Source organism: Bacillus sp. T33-2, from assembly GCF_002860205.1.
In the GTDB taxonomy this organism is placed as follows: Bacteria; Bacillota; Bacilli; order Bacillales; family Cytobacillaceae; genus T33-2.
Genome location: NZ_PGVB01000002.1, coordinates 388,119 through 406,113, shown reverse-complemented (window position 1 = coordinate 406,113; position 17,995 = coordinate 388,119). Strand labels below are relative to the sequence as shown.

The 17,995-nt window shown below is 45.3% G+C and carries 18 protein-coding genes, 2 pseudogenes and 1 riboswitch; of the genes and pseudogenes, 16 read left to right on the top strand and 4 right to left on the bottom strand.

Annotated elements, in window-relative coordinates; all coding sequences use genetic code 11:
* Window positions 1-28: 28 nt before the first annotated feature.
* The 8 genes from CVD19_RS02425 (at window position 29) to CVD19_RS02390 (ending at window position 3,625) form a co-directional block, all read left to right on the top strand.
* Entirely contained in the window at window positions 29-430 is a 402-nt protein-coding gene (locus CVD19_RS02425) for an ATPase, T2SS/T4P/T4SS family (protein ID WP_257984998.1), read from the top strand.
* On the top strand, window positions 414-1,448 hold the full coding sequence (gene comGB / locus CVD19_RS02420) for a competence type IV pilus assembly protein ComGB (RefSeq protein WP_101580266.1): 1,035 nt from the start codon (window positions 414-416) through the stop codon (window positions 1,446-1,448). Before CVD19_RS02425 ends, comGB begins: the two co-directional genes overlap by 17 nt.
* A gap of 33 nt (window positions 1,449-1,481) precedes the next feature.
* Window positions 1,482-1,793 (top strand): competence type IV pilus major pilin ComGC, encoded by a 312-nt coding sequence (gene comGC / locus CVD19_RS02415; protein ID WP_101580265.1) that lies wholly within the window; start codon window positions 1,482-1,484, stop codon window positions 1,791-1,793.
* Window positions 1,794-1,825: 32 nt separating this feature from the next.
* The gene (comGD, locus tag CVD19_RS02410; protein ID WP_257984997.1) at window positions 1,826-2,236 is read left to right on the top strand and encodes a competence type IV pilus minor pilin ComGD; all 411 of its coding nucleotides are present in this window, start codon (window positions 1,826-1,828) and stop codon (window positions 2,234-2,236) included.
* Window positions 2,220-2,576 carry a hypothetical protein gene (locus CVD19_RS02405; RefSeq protein ID WP_101580263.1) on the top strand — a complete coding sequence of 119 codons (357 nt, stop codon included), beginning with the start codon at window positions 2,220-2,222 and terminating at the stop codon, window positions 2,574-2,576. Before comGD ends, CVD19_RS02405 begins: the two co-directional genes overlap by 17 nt.
* On the top strand, window positions 2,506-2,982 hold the full coding sequence (gene comGF / locus CVD19_RS02400; RefSeq protein WP_257984996.1) for a competence type IV pilus minor pilin ComGF: 477 nt from the start codon (window positions 2,506-2,508) through the stop codon (window positions 2,980-2,982). The genes CVD19_RS02405 and comGF overlap by 71 nt, the downstream gene beginning before the upstream one ends.
* Complete coding sequence (gene comGG, locus CVD19_RS02395; protein WP_101580261.1) at window positions 2,979-3,359, top strand: competence type IV pilus minor pilin ComGG; 381 nt, start codon at window positions 2,979-2,981, stop codon at window positions 3,357-3,359. The genes comGF and comGG overlap by 4 nt, the downstream gene beginning before the upstream one ends.
* An 80-nt stretch (window positions 3,360-3,439) precedes the next feature.
* Window positions 3,440-3,625: a YqzE family protein gene (locus tag CVD19_RS02390; protein ID WP_101580260.1), complete on the top strand. Its 186-nt coding sequence runs from the start codon at window positions 3,440-3,442 to the stop codon at window positions 3,623-3,625.
* A 57-nt stretch (window positions 3,626-3,682) separates the two neighbouring features.
* Here the strand turns inward: CVD19_RS02390 and CVD19_RS02385 are convergent, their stop codons facing one another.
* Together CVD19_RS02385 and CVD19_RS02380 are read right to left on the bottom strand one after the other, a co-directional pair.
* Entirely contained in the window at window positions 3,683-4,477 is a 795-nt protein-coding gene (locus CVD19_RS02385) for a YqhG family protein (protein ID WP_101580259.1), read from the bottom strand.
* Window positions 4,455-6,143 carry a DEAD/DEAH box helicase gene (locus CVD19_RS02380; RefSeq protein WP_101580258.1) on the bottom strand — a complete coding sequence of 563 codons (1,689 nt, stop codon included), beginning with the start codon at window positions 6,141-6,143 and terminating at the stop codon, window positions 4,455-4,457. Before CVD19_RS02380 ends, CVD19_RS02385 begins: the two co-directional genes overlap by 23 nt.
* A gap of 176 nt (window positions 6,144-6,319) precedes the next feature.
* Window positions 6,320-6,407, top strand: a riboswitch (glycine riboswitch).
* Between the two features lie 174 nt (window positions 6,408-6,581).
* On the opposite strand from CVD19_RS02380, the gene gcvT reads away from it, so the two are divergent.
* Genes gcvT through gcvPB form a run of 3 tightly spaced genes read left to right on the top strand, consistent with a single transcriptional unit; the run spans window position 6,582 to window position 10,510 of the window.
* Complete coding sequence (gcvT, locus tag CVD19_RS02375) at window positions 6,582-7,688, top strand: glycine cleavage system aminomethyltransferase GcvT (protein WP_101580257.1); 1,107 nt, start codon at window positions 6,582-6,584, stop codon at window positions 7,686-7,688.
* A gap of 25 nt (window positions 7,689-7,713) precedes the next feature.
* On the top strand, window positions 7,714-9,060 hold the full coding sequence (gene gcvPA / locus CVD19_RS02370; RefSeq protein ID WP_101580256.1) for an aminomethyl-transferring glycine dehydrogenase subunit GcvPA: 1,347 nt from the start codon (window positions 7,714-7,716) through the stop codon (window positions 9,058-9,060).
* Entirely contained in the window at window positions 9,053-10,510 is a 1,458-nt protein-coding gene (gene gcvPB / locus CVD19_RS02365) for an aminomethyl-transferring glycine dehydrogenase subunit GcvPB (protein WP_101580255.1), read from the top strand. The genes gcvPA and gcvPB overlap by 8 nt, the downstream gene beginning before the upstream one ends.
* Window positions 10,511-10,600: 90 nt before the next feature.
* On the opposite strand, the gene CVD19_RS02360 is transcribed toward gcvPB, so the two are convergent.
* Window positions 10,601-10,924: a rhodanese-like domain-containing protein gene (locus CVD19_RS02360; RefSeq protein ID WP_374702858.1), complete on the bottom strand. Its 324-nt coding sequence runs from the start codon at window positions 10,922-10,924 to the stop codon at window positions 10,601-10,603.
* Between the two features lie 257 nt (window positions 10,925-11,181).
* Here CVD19_RS02360 and CVD19_RS02355 point away from each other — a divergent pair, with 257 nt between their 5' ends.
* From CVD19_RS02355 to CVD19_RS02330, 5 genes and pseudogenes are all read left to right on the top strand, one after another.
* On the top strand, window positions 11,182-12,018 hold the full coding sequence (locus tag CVD19_RS02355; RefSeq protein ID WP_101580253.1) for a lipoate--protein ligase family protein: 837 nt from the start codon (window positions 11,182-11,184) through the stop codon (window positions 12,016-12,018).
* A 346-nt stretch (window positions 12,019-12,364) separates the two neighbouring features.
* Window positions 12,365-13,804, top strand: a pseudogene (locus CVD19_RS02350) (vitamin B12-dependent ribonucleotide reductase); the annotation flags it as partial.
* 495 nt (window positions 13,805-14,299) lie between these two features.
* A pseudogene (locus CVD19_RS02340) lies at window positions 14,300-15,421 on the top strand (vitamin B12-dependent ribonucleotide reductase); the annotation flags it as partial.
* A 152-nt stretch (window positions 15,422-15,573) separates the two neighbouring features.
* The gene (gene splB / locus CVD19_RS02335; protein WP_101580250.1) at window positions 15,574-16,599 is read left to right on the top strand and encodes a spore photoproduct lyase; all 1,026 of its coding nucleotides are present in this window, start codon (window positions 15,574-15,576) and stop codon (window positions 16,597-16,599) included.
* A 93-nt stretch (window positions 16,600-16,692) separates the two neighbouring features.
* The gene (locus CVD19_RS02330; RefSeq protein WP_101580249.1) at window positions 16,693-17,577 is read left to right on the top strand and encodes a patatin-like phospholipase family protein; all 885 of its coding nucleotides are present in this window, start codon (window positions 16,693-16,695) and stop codon (window positions 17,575-17,577) included.
* 18 nt (window positions 17,578-17,595) lie between these two features.
* Here CVD19_RS02330 and CVD19_RS02325 read toward each other — a convergent pair whose 3' ends face one another.
* Complete coding sequence (locus CVD19_RS02325) at window positions 17,596-17,976, bottom strand: SA1362 family protein (protein ID WP_308314845.1); 381 nt, start codon at window positions 17,974-17,976, stop codon at window positions 17,596-17,598.
* Between the last annotated feature and the right edge of the window lie 19 nt (window positions 17,977-17,995).

The window sequence follows — 17,995 nt, the reverse complement described above, 5'->3', positions numbered from 1 at the left end:
TAACTTCAATGGTTAGAGGGTGTTGTATTTGCGTTGTTCTATTATTAATACAAGACATCTTGTGTTGACGACTATGCATACGCGAGACGCAAAAGGGGCAATTTACCGGCTGATAGAATTTGGTGTCAATTGGCTTGAAATTGAGCAAACACTCATCGCGGTCACAGCACAAAGACTTGTTGAGCTTACATGCCCGTATTGTGATGGGGAGTGTTCACCATACTGCTACTCTGCAGGCAGGAGCAAACTGGGAAGTGTTTTTGAAATATTGTCTGGAGGGGCTTTGGCAGCCGTCTTGAAGGAAGCAAAAGGGACGGAGCAGACTTACGACTATAAAACACTGAAGGACGTGATATTAAAAGGGATTGTCCTTGGATTTATCAAAGAGGCGGAATACAGGAGGTGGGTCTTCGATGCTAAGGAAGAATAATTGGCCTGTAGAAGAACAGGCGCGCTTCCTGAAAAGGACCGGAGAGCTGTTATCGAGGGGCTACCCGCTGGCTGAAGCGCTTGAGTCAATGTCTTTTTATTTATCCTCCCACAGGAAAACGGAGATTCGCAAATGCCTCGATCAATTAAAAGAAGGATACCCGCTTTCACAGATAGTGGCGGATTTGAAGTTTAACAGGGACCTGGTAAGCTATATCTATTTTGCTGAAACACATGGCGGCCTGGCTGAAGCAATTGTCGAAGGGAGCAATTTGGTCCTTAAGCGGGAAAATGATATGAAAAAGATGCTCAGGCTTGCATCGTATCCACTGTTTTTGATCATCTTCACCGGTGTATTACTTTTCTTTGTCGATGAAGTTCTGCTTCCTAAGTTTATGTCACTTTTCAAGAATATGAATTTGGAGCCGAATTTTTTCACGTCCGTTGTCATTTCCGCAAGTGCAGCGACACCCATAATATTTTCTGCGATTTTATGCCTCTGTGCAGCCTCATTTGTCTACTATACCGTTGTTTTTAAAAGGTTCCATCCGCTCATACAAAGACAAAAGCTTGTTAAATTGCCGGTGGTGGGGAAACTGCTGCGGCTTTTGTATACGCATTTCTTTTCAATCCAGTTAAGCTACCTGTTTTCAGGCGGTCTTTCTGTATATGATGCACTTAAAGTATTTGAGAAAAACAGGAACGTCCCGTTTGCTGCCGCCCTCGGCACAGAAATAAACAGGACTCTCGCTGCAGGCCAGCAGCTTGATTATATTATTTCGACATTCCCTTTTTTCGAGGAAGAGTTTTGCAGGATTGTAAAGCATGGACAGGAAAATGGCAAACTTGACCAGGAGCTTTATTTCTACAGCAGGCATTGTTTATCCCAGCTGGAGGAAAGAACCGAAAAAGGAATCAAGATTTTACAGCCTGCCCTGTACAGCTTCATAGCTGTGATGATCATATCGTTGTACTTAGCCATTTTGCTTCCAATGTTCCGCCTGATGGATGGGATATAAATTTCAAAAATATGAACGGAAGGAGCGGTTCAATTGAAAAATGAAAATGGGTTTACGCTGATAGAAATGATGATTGTGTTGCTAGTAATCTCTGTCCTGCTCATTATAACGGTCCCGAACATAGCCAAGCACAACACCAATATTAACAACAAGGGCTGTGATGCTTACGTAAAAATGGTCCAGGCCCAGGTCCAGGCGTTCGAAATCGATAAAAACAGGCTTCCTGACAGCGTTGATGAATTAAAAACCGAAGGCTACCTAAAGAACGGTGAAGCGGGCTGTCCTAATGGAACGGATATCACGATATCCACATCCGGGGAAGTAACAACCGTGGCTGCAGAGTAATGGATACCTGCGGGAGCAAGGGGTTTACCCTTGTGGAAACATTGCTGGTCATGGCCGCGTTCCTGACGATGTCAGTTATTTCGGTTGTACTCCTTAGGCCCGAATTTTTCCTCCTTGAGAAAAACCTCTTTATTGCTGAATTGAAATCAGATTTGCTGTTCGCCCAACAGTATGCCATTTCCCACCAGCAGGAAGTGAACGTCCATATTATGCCTGAAAAAAGCTATTACTATATTTACACAAGAGGTGACGGACCATTACTGGTCGAGAAAACGTATTCGTCGGCCGTTAAGCTGGAGGGTGGTTCCATGACACTGTATTTCCGTTTCCTTCCTGACGGGAACGTTAACCGGTTTGGATCTTTTTATGCTGTGATTGGAGGCAAGAAATACCGGATCACCATCATGATAGGAAAGGGGCGTTTGTATGTTGCGGAGGAATGAAGGCTTTTTTCTGGCCGAAATGCTTCTTTCGCTGTCTGCCTGGATACTTTCCGCCGCTTTTATGCTCCCGATGGCCATGCTGGTGGTTGGCCAATCCAGCCAAATGAAGCAGGAAGCAAATGCGGTCCAGCTGATGTATGAAAATCTTCAGGAAATATCCATCGGCGATGAATCTGGTGACGGGAACGTGGTCAGTAAAGATGGAACTCAATTTAAGATAACCTATTTGAGAAACAGTATGGGCCTTGCCGAGGAGGTGTGTGTGCAATTTGAGGGTTATTCAAAAAAGCCAGTCAGAAAATGCGGGTTTGTCGACTCAGGCAGGATTTACTCTCCTTGAAATGCTTTTTGCATTCTCCATTTTTTGCATGGTGGTATCCTTCCTTCCGCTGGGAATTAGAAGCGCACTGGAACCTGCGGTTATGGACAGCCGCCTCCAGCGGTTGGAATGGGAGGTTTTTAACAGCCAGGTAAAAAAGGAGCTCCGGACAGCTGAGAAAATAATGGTCCAGAACGAAAAGCTGATTATGATCTTGGAGGGCCAGACCATCCTTTATGAAAGGTATGGTTCTAATATCCGGAGGAGGGTTGATTACTCCGGGCATGAGATCCTTCTGCAAAATATTGCGGAAGTCCGATACGAAATGACGGAAAATGGTGTGGAAATCTTTGTCGAAGACCAGAGGGGGGATGCCCATTCTTCCACAGTCCGTTCGTTCATTGATTTGGAGGTGGTCCCATTATGAACGAAAAAGGTTTTACATACCCTGTTTCCATTTGTCTGCTTATGTTTTTTTCATTCACGCTGGTGATAAACCTTCAACAATATGTAACTGAAAAAAGGTTTAATAAGGAGACCGAAACGATTTTAAAGCAGGAATATTATATGATGGGCGCTGTAAGGCAGGTCGAAAGGCTGCTTAAGGATGGAACGCTTCAAGGAAGCAGCGGCGGCACGATTCAGTATCGAACCGGCGAAGTAATCTATGAAATAAAGCCATTGACTGCTTCCACCGACCAAATTACCTTCAGGCTGAAACTGGACACAAATGAGGAATCAATCGGGTTTGCCAATTATGACAAGGAAATGAAAAAAATGACCAAATGGGTGGAGCGGAACTGATTGATTCCAACCAGGCTGTAATTTGTTATAAAAACATAATGGATGGACATACTGGTTAACGAAAGAAGGCAGGTGTGCAAATGAAAACAAATGATTATGTAAAATACCTCACCCAGACAGTTGTGAAGTATATCGACCAGCCAAAAGATGAAAGGACAAAAAGCAAGCTGGAAAGGAAAGAAATGAAATCTACCTTTCTGAATCGGTGGTTTGGTATTCTTCCGTTTGTATTTATGTCCATGATCAAAAAGAGGAAGCAGCTTTGATGCAGATTTTCATAGCGAATACTTCGGAACACCCGGCCCTGCCGGGTGTTTTCATTATTAAACAGCTGTGTCGGTAAGATAAAAAAGTCCTCCGTTAATCACGGAAATATTGACTTTTGGCTCATACTGTTCCTTTAATGCCAATTTCTCAATTTCATAGCTGTCGGATTTTTCGTCTTCATTTTCGTAAAAATGGTCAAGCAGGGCCTGATCCTGTTTCCAGCGCAGGATCGCCTCATCTGCCCAGGCATGGTCTTCCCTTGCAATGATGTTTCTTAAATGGGTCTCGACCCTGATAATCCCGCTTTTTGGCATGATAAGCGGGGATAAGGTAAATGTATAATCAGGTATCTTTGGGGTTAACGGGATCTGGAGCAATTTTTCATGAAATCCTTCGACCATTTTTCCGTTGATCAGGTGCAAACCAATGGAATAATAGACATCACGCTTCCTGTCACACTGATACGATATTTTCATGTTGATACAAAGCCATGGCATCAAATGGTTCTGCCTTCCCAATTGGGGCTGGAAATTTTCGTAAAGCCGGATATATCCGGCCAAATTTTTCGTTGACTGAAAAATCTGGTGCAATCTTGGCGAACCGAAATGCATGATTTCCCCTTTGACATTATCCGGGGCCAGCTGCTTGTCGGTGATAAATGTAAGCTGTGCCGGATTTGGAGTGCCACCCGTTTTTTCAATGTAGTGCCAGTAAAAAGGACGGTTCATCAGTTCTTTGTCAAGCTCTATCGTAAGCTGTACAGTCAGATATCCCGGTTTGTTTTCGACTATTTGGCAACCATTGGCTGTGAAATACCGTTCAAGAAAATTATGGATTTCCTGTTGCTGCATGAGCGTCACCTTCCTTCATGTCTTTGGCAAATTGAATCATGGCTGAAAGGTTTTCCATTTTGAGCCGCATTTCCCCTTCTGTAGCAGAATGGCCGAAAATATCGATGAGATGGTCCTCGATATTTCCAAACTCCAGCTTTGTCAAGATATCATCAAGCTCGCCGATTACCTTTTCAAATAATTGGATCTTTTCATACAGAAGTTTTAGGATATGCTCTTCGACAGTATTCTTTGTTGCAAAATTATAGATCATGACATCATTCTCCTGGCCGAGACGGTGGATCCGGCCAATCCGCTGCTCAAGCCGCATCGGGTTCCAGGGCAAATCAAAATTGATGATGTGGCTGCAGAATTGAAGGTTAATACCCTCTCCCCCTGCCTCAGTAGCGATAAGCACCTGGTTGTGTTTCTCGAACAGTTCCCGCATCCAGTCTTTTTTACCGCGTTTGAACCCTCCACGAAACGGGACAGAACTGATTCCGTACTGCTTTAAGTACCATTGCAAATATAGCTGTGTTGCCCGGTATTCAGTGAAGATGATTACTTTATCATTTATACGCTGAATCAATTCAAGCGCCTTTTCAGCTTTAGAATTTTTGGTGATCCCTTCGACTTTTCTCATTAAGTATTCGATTGTATCCTCGAAAAACTTTGAAGGGTTTTCCTGGCGCTGCAGCATATTCCGCAGCGTAAAAAAGACAGCTTCCTTGCTGCTGCATGCTTCCCGCTGCAATGTCATCAGTGAGAATTGGCTGGACATAAGGCCGTCAGCTTCTCTTCTTAAATCTGTTATGGCATTGTACAGCTCGCGTTCTTCCCTGGTGAATTCAATTGGGATTGTTTCTACGTGCCGTTTAGTCCATTCAATGCCCGTATCGGCCCGCCTGTTCCTGATCATTACTTTATTTACCAGTTCACGCAAGTGCTGGTCATCATTGACATTGCGTGAACCTTTTTTATATTTTTCAAAAAAGGCTGTTTCACTGCCCAGATGACCTGGTTTCAGCAGGGTAACAAGATTAAAAATCTCTTCGATTCGGTTTTGGATTGGTGTTGCGGTCAGCAGCAGACAGAACTTCTTTTTTAAATTCTGGACAAACTCATAGTTTTTGGTTTTGTTGTTTTTTAGCTTGTGAGCTTCATCAATGATGATCAGGTCGTAATCCAGGTTGTATATTATGTCCCGGTGCGGGTTGCGTTTCGCTGTATCGATCGATGAGACGACAACATCATATTGTTCCCACATATAGCTTTTTCGCTGGGCGACAGCCGGAATGTAAAACTTTCTGTTCAGTTCCATCTCCCATTGCGAAACAAGCGAGGCTGGGACAAGAATGAGTACTTTTTTTACAAGGCCGCGAATCATGTATTCTTTTAAAATGAGGCCCGCCTCTATCGTTTTTCCAAGGCCGACTTCATCTGCAAGGATGGCCTTCCCATTCATGTTTTCCACTACCTGCTTCGCCACTTCAAGCTGGTGGGGCAATGGAGTGAGCTGGGGTAGATGGAGTGGTGCCTGCAGGCCTTCAAACTCGGGGACAATGGTTCGTTTCTCAACCTCAACCGCCAGTTTAAAAAGTTCCCAGCTTCCCCACGGGCCGTCATTTGCAATGCGTCCGGTGAATTCCTCCTGCCAGGAAGAATCAAAGTTAATTTGCACGGCCATTTAGCACACTCCTTTTATGTAAAATATATTGCCGACCCAGGCCTGTTAATGGTAGGATGAAAATAGCTTTGAAAGTTTTGAAATTTGTAACATTATGTTGGATTTTTTCGGGATTGTTCCATTTTTTATTGCATTATGACTTAGCATGCCCAATCTGGAAAAATTTATAAACGCGGATGATGGCAAGGGGAGAGACTACTTTTGTAGCGCCGAAGGAGCAAGCGAACACGCGAATCTCTCAGGCAAAAGAACTCTTGTTTGACGCAGCTCTGGAGAGTGCTTCCACCAATGGAAGCCACCAAAGGGGATAACCTAACCAGGTAAACTTTCAGGTACAAGGACAGAGACCTTCCATATATTTTAGGGAGGGTTCTGTCCTTTTTCATTGTGCCAGAAACACAGGCTCACCAAGCTCAGATGCCAAAAGGGGGATACATAATGACAAGATTAAAGCGTACACCTCTGTACGAAGCGTACAGTGATTATGGGGCAAAGACGATTGATTTCGGGGGTTGGGAATTGCCTGTGCAATTTTCCGGCATTAAAGATGAGCACGAGGCTGTCCGCACACGGGCCGGCCTATTCGATGTATCCCATATGGGGGAAATTGAAGTAAAGGGAACCGGGAGTCTCGCTTATCTGCAAAAAATGATGACGAACGATGTGTCAAAGCTGGACAGCGGCGGAGCGCAATATACAGCGATGTGCTATGAGAACGGCGGGACTGTTGATGATCTGCTCGTATATAAACTCGCGGATGACCATTACGTGCTTGTCGTCAATGCGGCAAATATTGAGAAAGATTATAGCTGGCTTCAAGACTATCTATCCAGTGATGTGCAGCTGAAAAACCTTTCGGAAGAAACGGCACAGCTTGCCCTGCAGGGACCGTCAGCTGAAAAAGTGCTGCAAAAGCTTGCTGGCGATTTTGATCTTGGCAGCATCGGATTTTTCAAGTTTAGCCAGGGAGTGGGATTGAACGGCCATAAAGCGCTCGTCTCGAGGACCGGATATACAGGCGAGGACGGATTTGAAATCTATTGTGATGCCCGGGATGCTGTGAGCCTTTGGAGAGAAATTTTAGAAGCGGGAAAGGAAGAGGGAGTCGTCCCGTGTGGCCTTGGGGCAAGGGATACTCTACGCTTTGAAGCAAATCTTGCTCTGTATGGCCAGGAGCTTTCTGCTGACATAAGCCCGCTCGAGGCTGGGATCGGCTTTGCCGTGAAATTGAACAAGGAAGAAGATTTTATCGGAAAAGCGGCTTTAAAACAGCAAAAGGAAAACGGGCTTCCAAGAAAGCTGACGGGAATTGAAATGATAGAGCGCGGAATTCCGCGCCACGGTTATCCTGTATATAAAGGGGACAGAAAAATCGGGGAAGTAACCACCGGCACCCAATCTCCGACATTAAAGAAAAATATCGGCCTGGTTTTGCTGGAAACCGACGAAGCAGCGCCTGGGAATGTACTCGAAGTGGAAATCCGCGGCAAACGGTTAAAAGCGGCAGTTGCAGCAACACCTTTTTATAAGAGGGACAAGAAATAATAAAAGGGCAGGAGAGGGACAAAACATGAAGCATCGTTATTTACCGCTTACTGAAAGTGATAAAAAAGCCATGCTGGAAGCGATCGGTGTGTCGTCAGTAGATGAACTTTTCAGTGATATTCCCGAAAAAGTCAGGTTTTCCGGCGAATATAATATCAAGCCGGCCAAAGCTGAATCAGCACTGATGAAGGAACTGGCCCGGCTTGCAGCAAAGAATGCAGATTTAAGGGCAAACAGTTCATTCCTCGGAGCAGGGGTTTACGACCATTACATGCCAGTCATTGTTGACCACGTCATTTCCCGGTCCGAGTTTTACACGGCTTACACGCCTTACCAGCCGGAAATTTCGCAGGGGGAGCTGCAGGCGATTTTTGAGTTCCAGACAATGATTTGCGAGCTGACCGGGATGGAGGTTGCCAACTCATCCATGTATGACGGAGCGACCGCCCTTGCTGAAGCTGCGATGCTTAGCGCAGGCCAGACCAGGCGCAAAAAAGTCCTCGTTTCAAGTACTGTCCATCCAGAGGCTAAAGAGGTAGTCAAAACGTACGCGAATGGCCAATATATAGAAGTTGTTGAAGTGCCCCACCGCGATGGAGTGACCGACCTGGATGCACTAAAAGGCATGCTTTCCGATGATATAGCTGCCGTGATCGTCCAATACCCCAATTTCTTTGGGCGAATCGAACCAATGAAAGAGCTTGAGGAAGCCATTCATTCAAATAAAGCCTTGTTTGTAGTTTCAAGCAATCCACTCGCACTTGGCGCGCTTACACCTCCAGGGAAATTCGGTGCCGACATTGTTACTGGTGATGCCCAGCCATTTGGGATTCCATCGGCGTTCGGAGGCCCGCATTGCGGCTATTTTGCCGTAACCAACAAGCTGATGCGCAAGGTTCCGGGAAGGCTGGTTGGACAGACCGTCGATGAAGAAGGACGCCGTGGATTCGTCCTCACGCTTCAGGCACGCGAGCAGCATATCCGCCGTGAAAAAGCGACATCCAATATTTGTTCAAACCAGGCGCTGAATGCCCTCGCTGCATCCGTTGCCATGACGGCACTGGGCAAAAAGGGCGTGAGGGAAATGGCGGCCGCCAATATCCAGAAAGCATACTATGCTAAATCAGTATTGACGGAACATGGATTTGAAATCGTTTTTGAGGGCCCTTCATTCAATGAATTCGTCCTGAAGCTGAACAGGCCTGTCAAAAAGGTGAATCAAGAGCTTCTGGATAAAGGCATTATCGGAGGCTATGATCTCGGCCGGGATTATCCGGGGCTTGAGAACCATATGCTTGTTGCCGTAACAGAACTGAGGACAAAGGAAGAGATCGATACTTTTGTCAAAGAATTGGGGGATTGCCATGCATAAGCAAGATCAGCCGCTCATTTTTGAAATCAGCCAGCCAGGACGCATCGGTTACAGCCTCCCGGAATTGGATGTGCCTGAAGTGGATTTAAGCGAGCTTCTGCCAGAAGGATATATCCGCCAGGAAGAACCGGAGCTTCCCGAAGTTTCTGAGCTTGATATCATGCGCCATTATACTGCTTTATCGAAGCGGAACCATGGTGTTGACTGTGGGTTTTATCCGCTTGGCTCCTGCACGATGAAGTACAATCCAAAAATCAACGAGAATGTTGCCCGCTACAACGGCTTCGCCCATATCCATCCCCTGCAGGATGAGAGCTCGGTCCAGGGGGCATTGGAGCTGATGTATGATCTGCAGCAGCATTTGGTGGAAATTACCGGCATGGATGAGGTTACATTGCAGCCAGCGGCGGGTGCGCACGGTGAGTGGACCGGGTTGATGATGATCCGGGCCTTTCATGAGGCGAATGGCGATGCCAAACGGACAAAGGTGATTGTCCCTGATTCCGCGCATGGTACAAACCCTGCGTCAGCGACCGTTGCCGGGTTCGACACAATCACAGTCAAATCGGATGTGAACGGCCTCGTCGATTTGGAGGATTTGAGAAAAGTGGTTGGGGAGGATACAGCAGCCTTAATGCTGACAAATCCGAACACGCTTGGCCTGTTTGAGGAAAATATTTTGGAAATGGCTGAAATTGTGCACAACGCTGGAGGGAAGCTTTACTATGACGGAGCGAACCTGAATGCCGTCCTTTCGAAAGCCCGCCCTGGGGACATGGGATTTGACGTGGTGCATTTAAACCTTCATAAAACTTTTACCGGGCCGCATGGCGGCGGAGGACCAGGTTCCGGGCCGGTTGGTGTAAAAGCCGACTTGATCCCGTTTTTCCCAAAACCTGTTGTGAAAAAGCAGGATGACCTGTTCGTCCTGGACTATGACCGTCCGCAATCAATCGGCCGGGTAAAGCCTTATTATGGGAACTTCGGAATCAATGTGCGTGCCTATACTTATATCCGCAGCATGGGGCCGGATGGCTTAAAAGCTGTAACAGAAAATGCTGTTCTGAATGCGAATTATATGATGAGAAGGCTGGAGCCTTATTTTGACCTTCCATTCAATAAGCACTGCAAGCATGAATTTGTGCTCAGCGGCAAGCGACAGAAGAAACTGGGTGTCAGGACACTTGATATTGCAAAACGCCTTCTTGATTTTGGCTACCATCCGCCGACCATATACTTCCCGTTAAACGTGGAAGAATGCATCATGATCGAGCCGACTGAAACTGAATCGAAGGAAACCCTTGATGCCTTCATCGACGCGATGATCCAGATTGCCCGGGAGGCAGAAGAAAACCCTGAAATTGTCCAGGAAGCCCCTCATACAACAGTTGTCGGCCGGCTTGACGAAACAATGGCTGCCAGGAAACCTGTACTGCGCTTCCAAAAATAGAAGCAGGCTATGCGTTAGTGCCTGACCCTTCTGGCCAAATGAAAGAACCCCCTCTGCTTACCGGAGGGGGTTCTGTTTATAGGAAATTCATTATTTTTTTGTTTTTACTTTTCCAGTCCATTTTTTAAATCCGCCCTGAAGCTGTGACAGGTCCTTATAGCCTTTGCGATGGAGCATCTGGGCAGCCCGGCCTGTGCGGGTTCCGTTCTGGCAATAGAGATAGACAGGCTTGTCCGGCCGGATTTCTTTCATGCGCATCCTTAATTGAGAGAGAGGGATGTTTCTGGCGCCAAGGATATGCCCTGCATCAAACTCATTCGGTTCGCGTACGTCGATCAACTGTGCTTTCCTGTACCCGCTTTTGAATTCTTCCTCAGTGAGCGTCTTTAATATCCTGCGCTGGTAGAAATACATAATAGCCGAATAAATAAGCACCGCGCCAGTGATGATGAGAATAAAATAAAGTGTATCCAATGATTCTTTCTCCTTTCAAGCTTAACTAAGCCAATATTAATTATATCGGCCTTCCGCATTAAGGGCAAAGGAATTTGCAAAATTAATGCGAAGCAACCGCAAAATATCGCTCAAACAACCTGCTTTGCTTTTAAAATCAATTTTGATAGACTAAAGAACGCGTATCTGATTAATAAACAGTAAATGAGGTTATTGCAATGAGGAAAGAGGTTTGGCGGTTTATAGACTCCGGCGCAGGGTCACCTTCATTTAATATGGCGCTTGACGAAGCCCTTTTAGACTGGCACAGTGAAGGGAAAATCCCACCGGTCATCCGTTTTTACGGATGGAATCCGGCCACCCTGTCCATAGGATATTTTCAGAAAATAGATAAAGAAATTGATATGGACGCAGTCAGGCAGCATGGTCTTGGCTTTGTACGAAGGCCCACGGGCGGCCGGGGTGTGCTGCATGAGGATGAACTTACTTATAGTGTCATTGTTTCAGAACAGCATCCCGAAATGCCGAGCACGGTGACAGAGGCTTACCGGGTAATCTCGGAGGGAATTCTTAAAGGTTTTCAGCAGTTGGGCCTTGAAGCATATTTCGCGGTTCCGAAGACTGCCGAGGAAAGGGACAGCCTGAAAAACCCACGGTCGGCGGTTTGTTTTGATGCCCCCAGCTGGTACGAACTGGTTGTCGAGGGGCGCAAGGTGGCGGGAAGTGCCCAGACCCGTCAAAAAGGAGTGATCCTTCAGCACGGCTCAATCCTGCTCAACCTTGACGAAGACAAGCTGTTCAGCCTGTTTAAATACCCGAACGAGCGGGTCAAGGAACGGATGCAAAAAGCTTTTAAGACAAAGGCGGTAGCAATTAATGAAATCAGTCCGCGCAAAATTTCTTTGAAAGATGCAGTCGCTGCCTTTAAAGAGGGATTCGAAGAAGGGCTGAATATTTCACTTGAACCATACAGCCTTACTGCGGAAGAAATGGTTTATGTGAACAAATTGGCAATGGAAAAATATGAATCCCGGGAATGGAATTTTAAAAGATAAAAAAGCGGTAATCGCCGCTTTTTTGCATTTTCCCTGTGTTTCCAAGGCGTTCACCAGACAAGAAAAAATGCAAACTGCGAAATTTGTTAAAATTTATCGTTTTATGGTGAATATCTGTCTATCTCTCTTATTTTCTCTTTTTTTTAAGAGATTTTAAGTTTGACAAATTTGTCATCATTTGACCTTAACACAATATATAGTATTGATAAAAATATTTTACATACTATATATTGATTTTTATAGTTTTAGTATGATAACTTTAGGGTACTTGCAAAATACAGCAAGAGTTTACATACATCTTGTTTTTACTAGAGAAAGTTTTACTTTTTTTGAAGGAGTTGTGGAAATGTCTGTTAACCTAGGACAAAAAACGAGGATCAATGTTGATGGCTTGAACAAAGACATTCATTTGTTCCCTCAGGTTCATCCGATTACCCCTGACATGAAAATTACACACAAAGGGGTATCCCGTCTGGTCATGCTGGACCGCTACACATTTAAGGACACCGAAAAGATTACGCTGACGAACGGAGACTTCGTCGTGCTTACTATCAAGGAGGACCCAAAATTCCCGGCGCGCGGGCTTGGCTTCATACTTGAGATTGACTGGGAGGCCAAAACCGCAAAGGTATTGGTGGAGGAGGAATTCCGCGGGATCCTTGATGATCCGGAAGAGGCTGCAACAGGAATAATCAAAAGGTCTCTCGATGTGATTGAAAAGCCGCTTGAAGTATTCTATGAGCAAATTGCCAAGCGGAATGCCACGGGGCTTGCATCAGTGGAAAAAACGGAAGAAAAACGCCAGGAATGGTTAGAGAAGTTTTACCAGGAACTGGTCAACCTGAACTTCATTCCGGCAGGCCGTGTGCTTTACGGGGCAGGGGCCGGCACCGATGTCACATTCTTCAACTGTTATGTCATGCCTTTCGTCCAGGACTCCCGCGAAGGTATTTCCGAGCACCGCAAGCAGGTGATGGAAATCATGAGCCGGGGCGGCGGCGTCGGGACAAACGGCTCTACCCTGAGACCGCGCAATACATTGGCAAAAGGAGTGAACGGAAAATCCTCCGGCTCAGTCTCCTGGCTCGATGACATTGCCAAGCTTACACACCTTGTTGAGCAGGGAGGTTCGCGCAGGGGAGCTCAAATGATCATGCTGGCCGACTGGCATCCTGACATCATCGAATTTATCATCTCCAAAATGCAGAACCCTCGAATCCTAAGGTTCTTGATTGAAAATACAAATGATGAAACGATTAAAAAGCATGCAAAAGATAAACTGAAGTTTACTCCTCTTACTCTTCAAGAGGAAGTAATGTATCAGGGCATCGTGAATTATAAAAACATTCCTGGCTATGGCGGCTTCGGAATGGACGTTATCAGGACAGCTGAAGAAAAGCTCCAGACAGGCGGAAACTTTACTGTCCATAATCCTGAATTCCTGACTGGGGCGAATATTTCAGTGACCCTGACCAAGGAATTCATGGACGCTGTTGAAAATGACGGTGAATTTGAACTCCGCTTTCCTGACGTTGAAAGCTATGATGCCGAAACAATGAAGACATATAATGAGGAATGGCATAAAGTCGGCGATGTCCGCGAATGGGAAAAGTTAGGTTATAAGGTGCGCACATACAAAAAGATCAAGGCAAAAGAACTTTGGAACCTTATCAACATTTGTGCAACCTATTCAGCAGAACCAGGCATTTTCTTCATCGACAATGCGAACGACATGACAAATGCGCAGGCTTACGGCCAAAAAGTTGTAGCGACCAACCCGTGTGGTAGAGTAGCTTAGTTTGCCTCACGTTAAAAATTGCGGAATAAAGCGGGAACCCTGAGATGGGAATCCGAACCGAAGGCCAGGATTAAAAGCCTGGTCAGGGGCAACGCATAGATGGTGAACCTGCTCTGCAGAATATAATCCATCCACGAGGCCGCAACATTACACACACTCTTCAATTTAGATCGAGTTAAAGGAGAAAAGTGATGAATAGGGGCTATGCAGGTTTTTATAAAGGATTATTTAAGGAGTTCCTATGAATATGCTTACGCTATATATCTTGATTACTACTCGATCCCTTGGAGTTATGATGATCAAACATTCGATATAGGATATAAATTCTACAGGCCAGATTTCTTTTTCTACGACCTATATGGCAACTTGAAAAAAATTGTTGAGTCTATATATGAAGAATGTGTGTAATGAAAAGATATGCTGAACTAACGGAAATTCAACCGTTAGAACTAAAGGATAAAAAGCCTTTAGGATAACAAATTGGAACAGCCTCTCGCACCATACAGTGTCTGCAACCTCGCCGCTGTTAACCTTGCTGAAATGGCAGACAAAGAAACAAAAACTGTCAACTACGAGAAACTTAAGAGAACCGTTGAAATCGGTGTACGGATGCAGGATAACGTAATCGATGCAACCCCGTACTTCCTTGAGGAAAATAAAAAGCAGGCACTTGGTGAACGCCGTGTCGGCCTTGGTGTAATGGGACTTCATGACCTTCTGATTTACTGTGAAACAGAGTATGGATCAGAAGAAGGCAACAAGCTTGTCGACAAGGTTTTTGAAACAATCGCAACGACTGCTTACCGTGCTTCTGTTGAGCTTGCCAAGGAAAAAGGAAGCTTCCCGTTCCTTAACGGCGAAACAGGCGAGGAAACAAACCGACTAAGAAATGCGTTCATCAATACAGGCTTCATGAAAAAAATGCCTCAGGATGTACATGAATCAATCCTTGAACATGGTATCCGCAACTCACACTTGCTGACTGTGGCTCCAACGGGCTCCACAGGAACAATGGTTGGCGTATCAACAGGCCTTGAACCATACTTCTCTTTCTCTTACTTCAGAAGCGGCCGTCTGGGCAAATTCATTGAAGTAAAAGCAGATATCGTCCAGGAGTACCTGGATAAACACCCTGAAGCAGATCCGGAAAATCTTCCGAACTGGTTCGTTACAGCAATGGAGCTTGCTCCAGAAGCACACGCAGATGTTCAGTGTGTCATCCAGAACTGGATTGACAGCTCCATCAGCAAAACTGTCAACGCTCCAAAGGGCTACAGTGTTGAACAGGTTGAAAAAGTGTACGAGCGCCTGTACCAAGGCGGCGCGAAAGGCGGTACTGTCTATGTTGACGGATCCCGTGATACACAGGTTTTGACTCTGAAAGCCGAAGAAAATACCTTTGAAGAAGACACGACAAGCAAAAAAGAAAAAGCAAAGCAGCATGTTGTGCTGGTTGATACCATCAATGAACTGCGTTCAACAAACGTAACGATTGGTTCAGAAGTAGGCGACACCTGCCCTGTCTGCCGAAAAGGTGAAGTCAAAGATATCGGCGGTTGCAATACGTGCACAAACTGTAATGCACAGCTGAAGTGCGGGCTTTAAAAACTAAATAATTTTATTCAAAAAGGAGGGATTAGTCTCTCCTTTTTGTTTCGTTAAATAATAAATAGACAAGTTGGAAAAATTTTTTGCGGTTCTCTTTTTTAAATTAATCCATACTAACGGTAATATTTTGGACAGAAAGAAGGTAAGTCATGGAGCCGTTTGTACCCCAGCTTGTCTATATAGAGCCACAGGCGCTGGAATACCCGCTCGGGAGGGAACTTAAAGATAAATTTGAAAAAATGGGCCTTGAAATCAGAGAAACGACTTCCCATAACCAGGTCAGGGGGATACCAGGCGAAAATGAACTTCAACAATACCGGCATGCCAAATCAACTTTCGTTGTGGGTGTAAGACGCACCCTTAAATTTGATACATCAAAGCCATCAGCCGAATACGCAATCCCGCTGGCGACAGGCTGTATGGGTCATTGTCATTACTGTTATTTACAAACTACGCTCGGAAGCAAACCATATATCAGGACATACGTGAATCTCGAAGAAATTTTTGAACAGGCTCAAAAATATATGGATGAACGTAAACCTGAAATCACAAGGTTTGAAGCTGCCTGTACCTCTGATATCGTCGGGATTGACCATTTGACCCATTCCCTTAAGAAAGCAATCGAATTCTTCGGGGAAAGTGAATATGGGCAGTTGCGTTTTGTCACCAAATACCATCATGTCGACCATCTTCTGGATGCGAGGCACAATGGGAAAACACGTTTTCGGTTCAGCGTAAATGCACGATACGTCATCAAAAATTTTGAACCAGGCACCTCCAACTTTGAAGAACGGCTTGAAGCAGCCCGAAAGGTAGCCAATGCTGGTTATCCGCTTGGATTCATCGTGGCTCCCATTTATATCCACGATGGATGGAGGGACGGCTATCAGGAACTTTTCGAAAGATTGACGGAATCGTTGAAAGGTGTTGACCTAAAAGGGCTGACATTCGAATTGATCCAGCACCGCTTCACAAAACCTGCCAAGAATGTGATCCTGAAAAGGTATCCGAAGAGCAAGCTGGAAATGGATGAAGACAGGCGGAAATATAAATGGGGCAGATATGGCATCGGGAAATATGTTTATCCGGCTGATGAAGCCAATGAATTGGAAACAACGATCCGTGGGTATATCAATAGCTATTTTCCTGATGCAGAAATCCAGTATTTCACGTAAGAGATCCAAAATTTTCAACTTGTACGCCGTACTATTTTACATCCCTACCGCTTAAAGATGTATGAAGGGACTACATCGACAGGAGTGGTTCACATGTATATAGACGGCGTTTTTTCCGGTGGGGGCATCAAAGGCTTTGCGCTTATTGGGGCGTATTCTGCCATTGAAGAGAAAGGATTCCGTTTTAAGCGGGTGGCCGGAACAAGTGCCGGTTCTATCATAGCCGCATTAGTTGCAGCCGGTTATTCAAGCGCTGAAATGTGCGACCTGGTTGATGAACTGAAGCTGGAGACCTTTTTAGACAAGCGGACACCTCTGTTTCCGGCCGCTTTAGTAAAATGGTTTCATGTTTATTTTAAATTGGGGATGTACAAAGGCCTGGCGCTGGAGAACTGGGTTACGAAAAAGCTTGAGGCAAAGGGGCTGAGAACCTTTGCGGATTTGCCGCCTGACGGGCTGAGGGTAATCGCCTCCGATTTGACCAATGGAACGATGATGGTTTTGCCAGATGACCTCCCAAAATATCGAATCAACCCACTTTCCTTTCCGATAGCGAAAGCGATCAGGATGAGCTGCAGTCTTCCCTTCTTTTTTGAGCCGGTCCGGCTGAAAACAGGCAGCCGCACAAATATAATTGTCGATGGCGGGGTACTAAGCAATTTTCCGATGTGGCTGTTTGACAAGGATAATGTCCTGAAAGTACGGCCGGTACTGGGAATCAAACTGAGCCATAAACTCCCTTCCTTGCCAAAAAATAAAATCAATAATGCTATCCAAATGTTTGAAGCTTTGTTCGACACAATGAAGGACGCGCATGATGCCCGATATATTTCGAGAAAACATGAGAAGAATATTATTTTTATCCCCACGAAAGGAATACTGGCTACTGAGTTCCGGCTTACTCATGAGAAAAAAATGGAACTCATTGAACTTGGCCGGAAGTCCGCGTTTACATTCTTCAAATCATGGGGGTATTGAACAAAAAAATAAATCGGGCTAAAAACTGGCCCGATTTTTTTTCTTTCCTTTTTTTCCTTCAATTACTGTAAGATGTGACGCATCTTTCTTTTTTTTCCTCGCAGTAGCAAGAGATCCGATCGTACTCCGGCGGGGCGGCACACTTGGCTCCTTATGATGAAACCTTTTCTTTGATTTTTTTGCTGCTTTAAGGAACGCGCGTTGCTCCTGCTTGCCGGGGTGAGCACTTGAAAAACGCCTGACGAGCAAAAAGATGACACCGACGATTAAGACCATGCCCGCTATTGTTTGCAGAAAGCCAACAGGATTATTTATCAACCGCGAAACAATCCCGATAGCTGAAAGAATCACTATGCCAGCAAAAAAATAAATAGAAGACCGATTTTTCAAGAAAGCCACCTCCCTAAAAGCATCATGA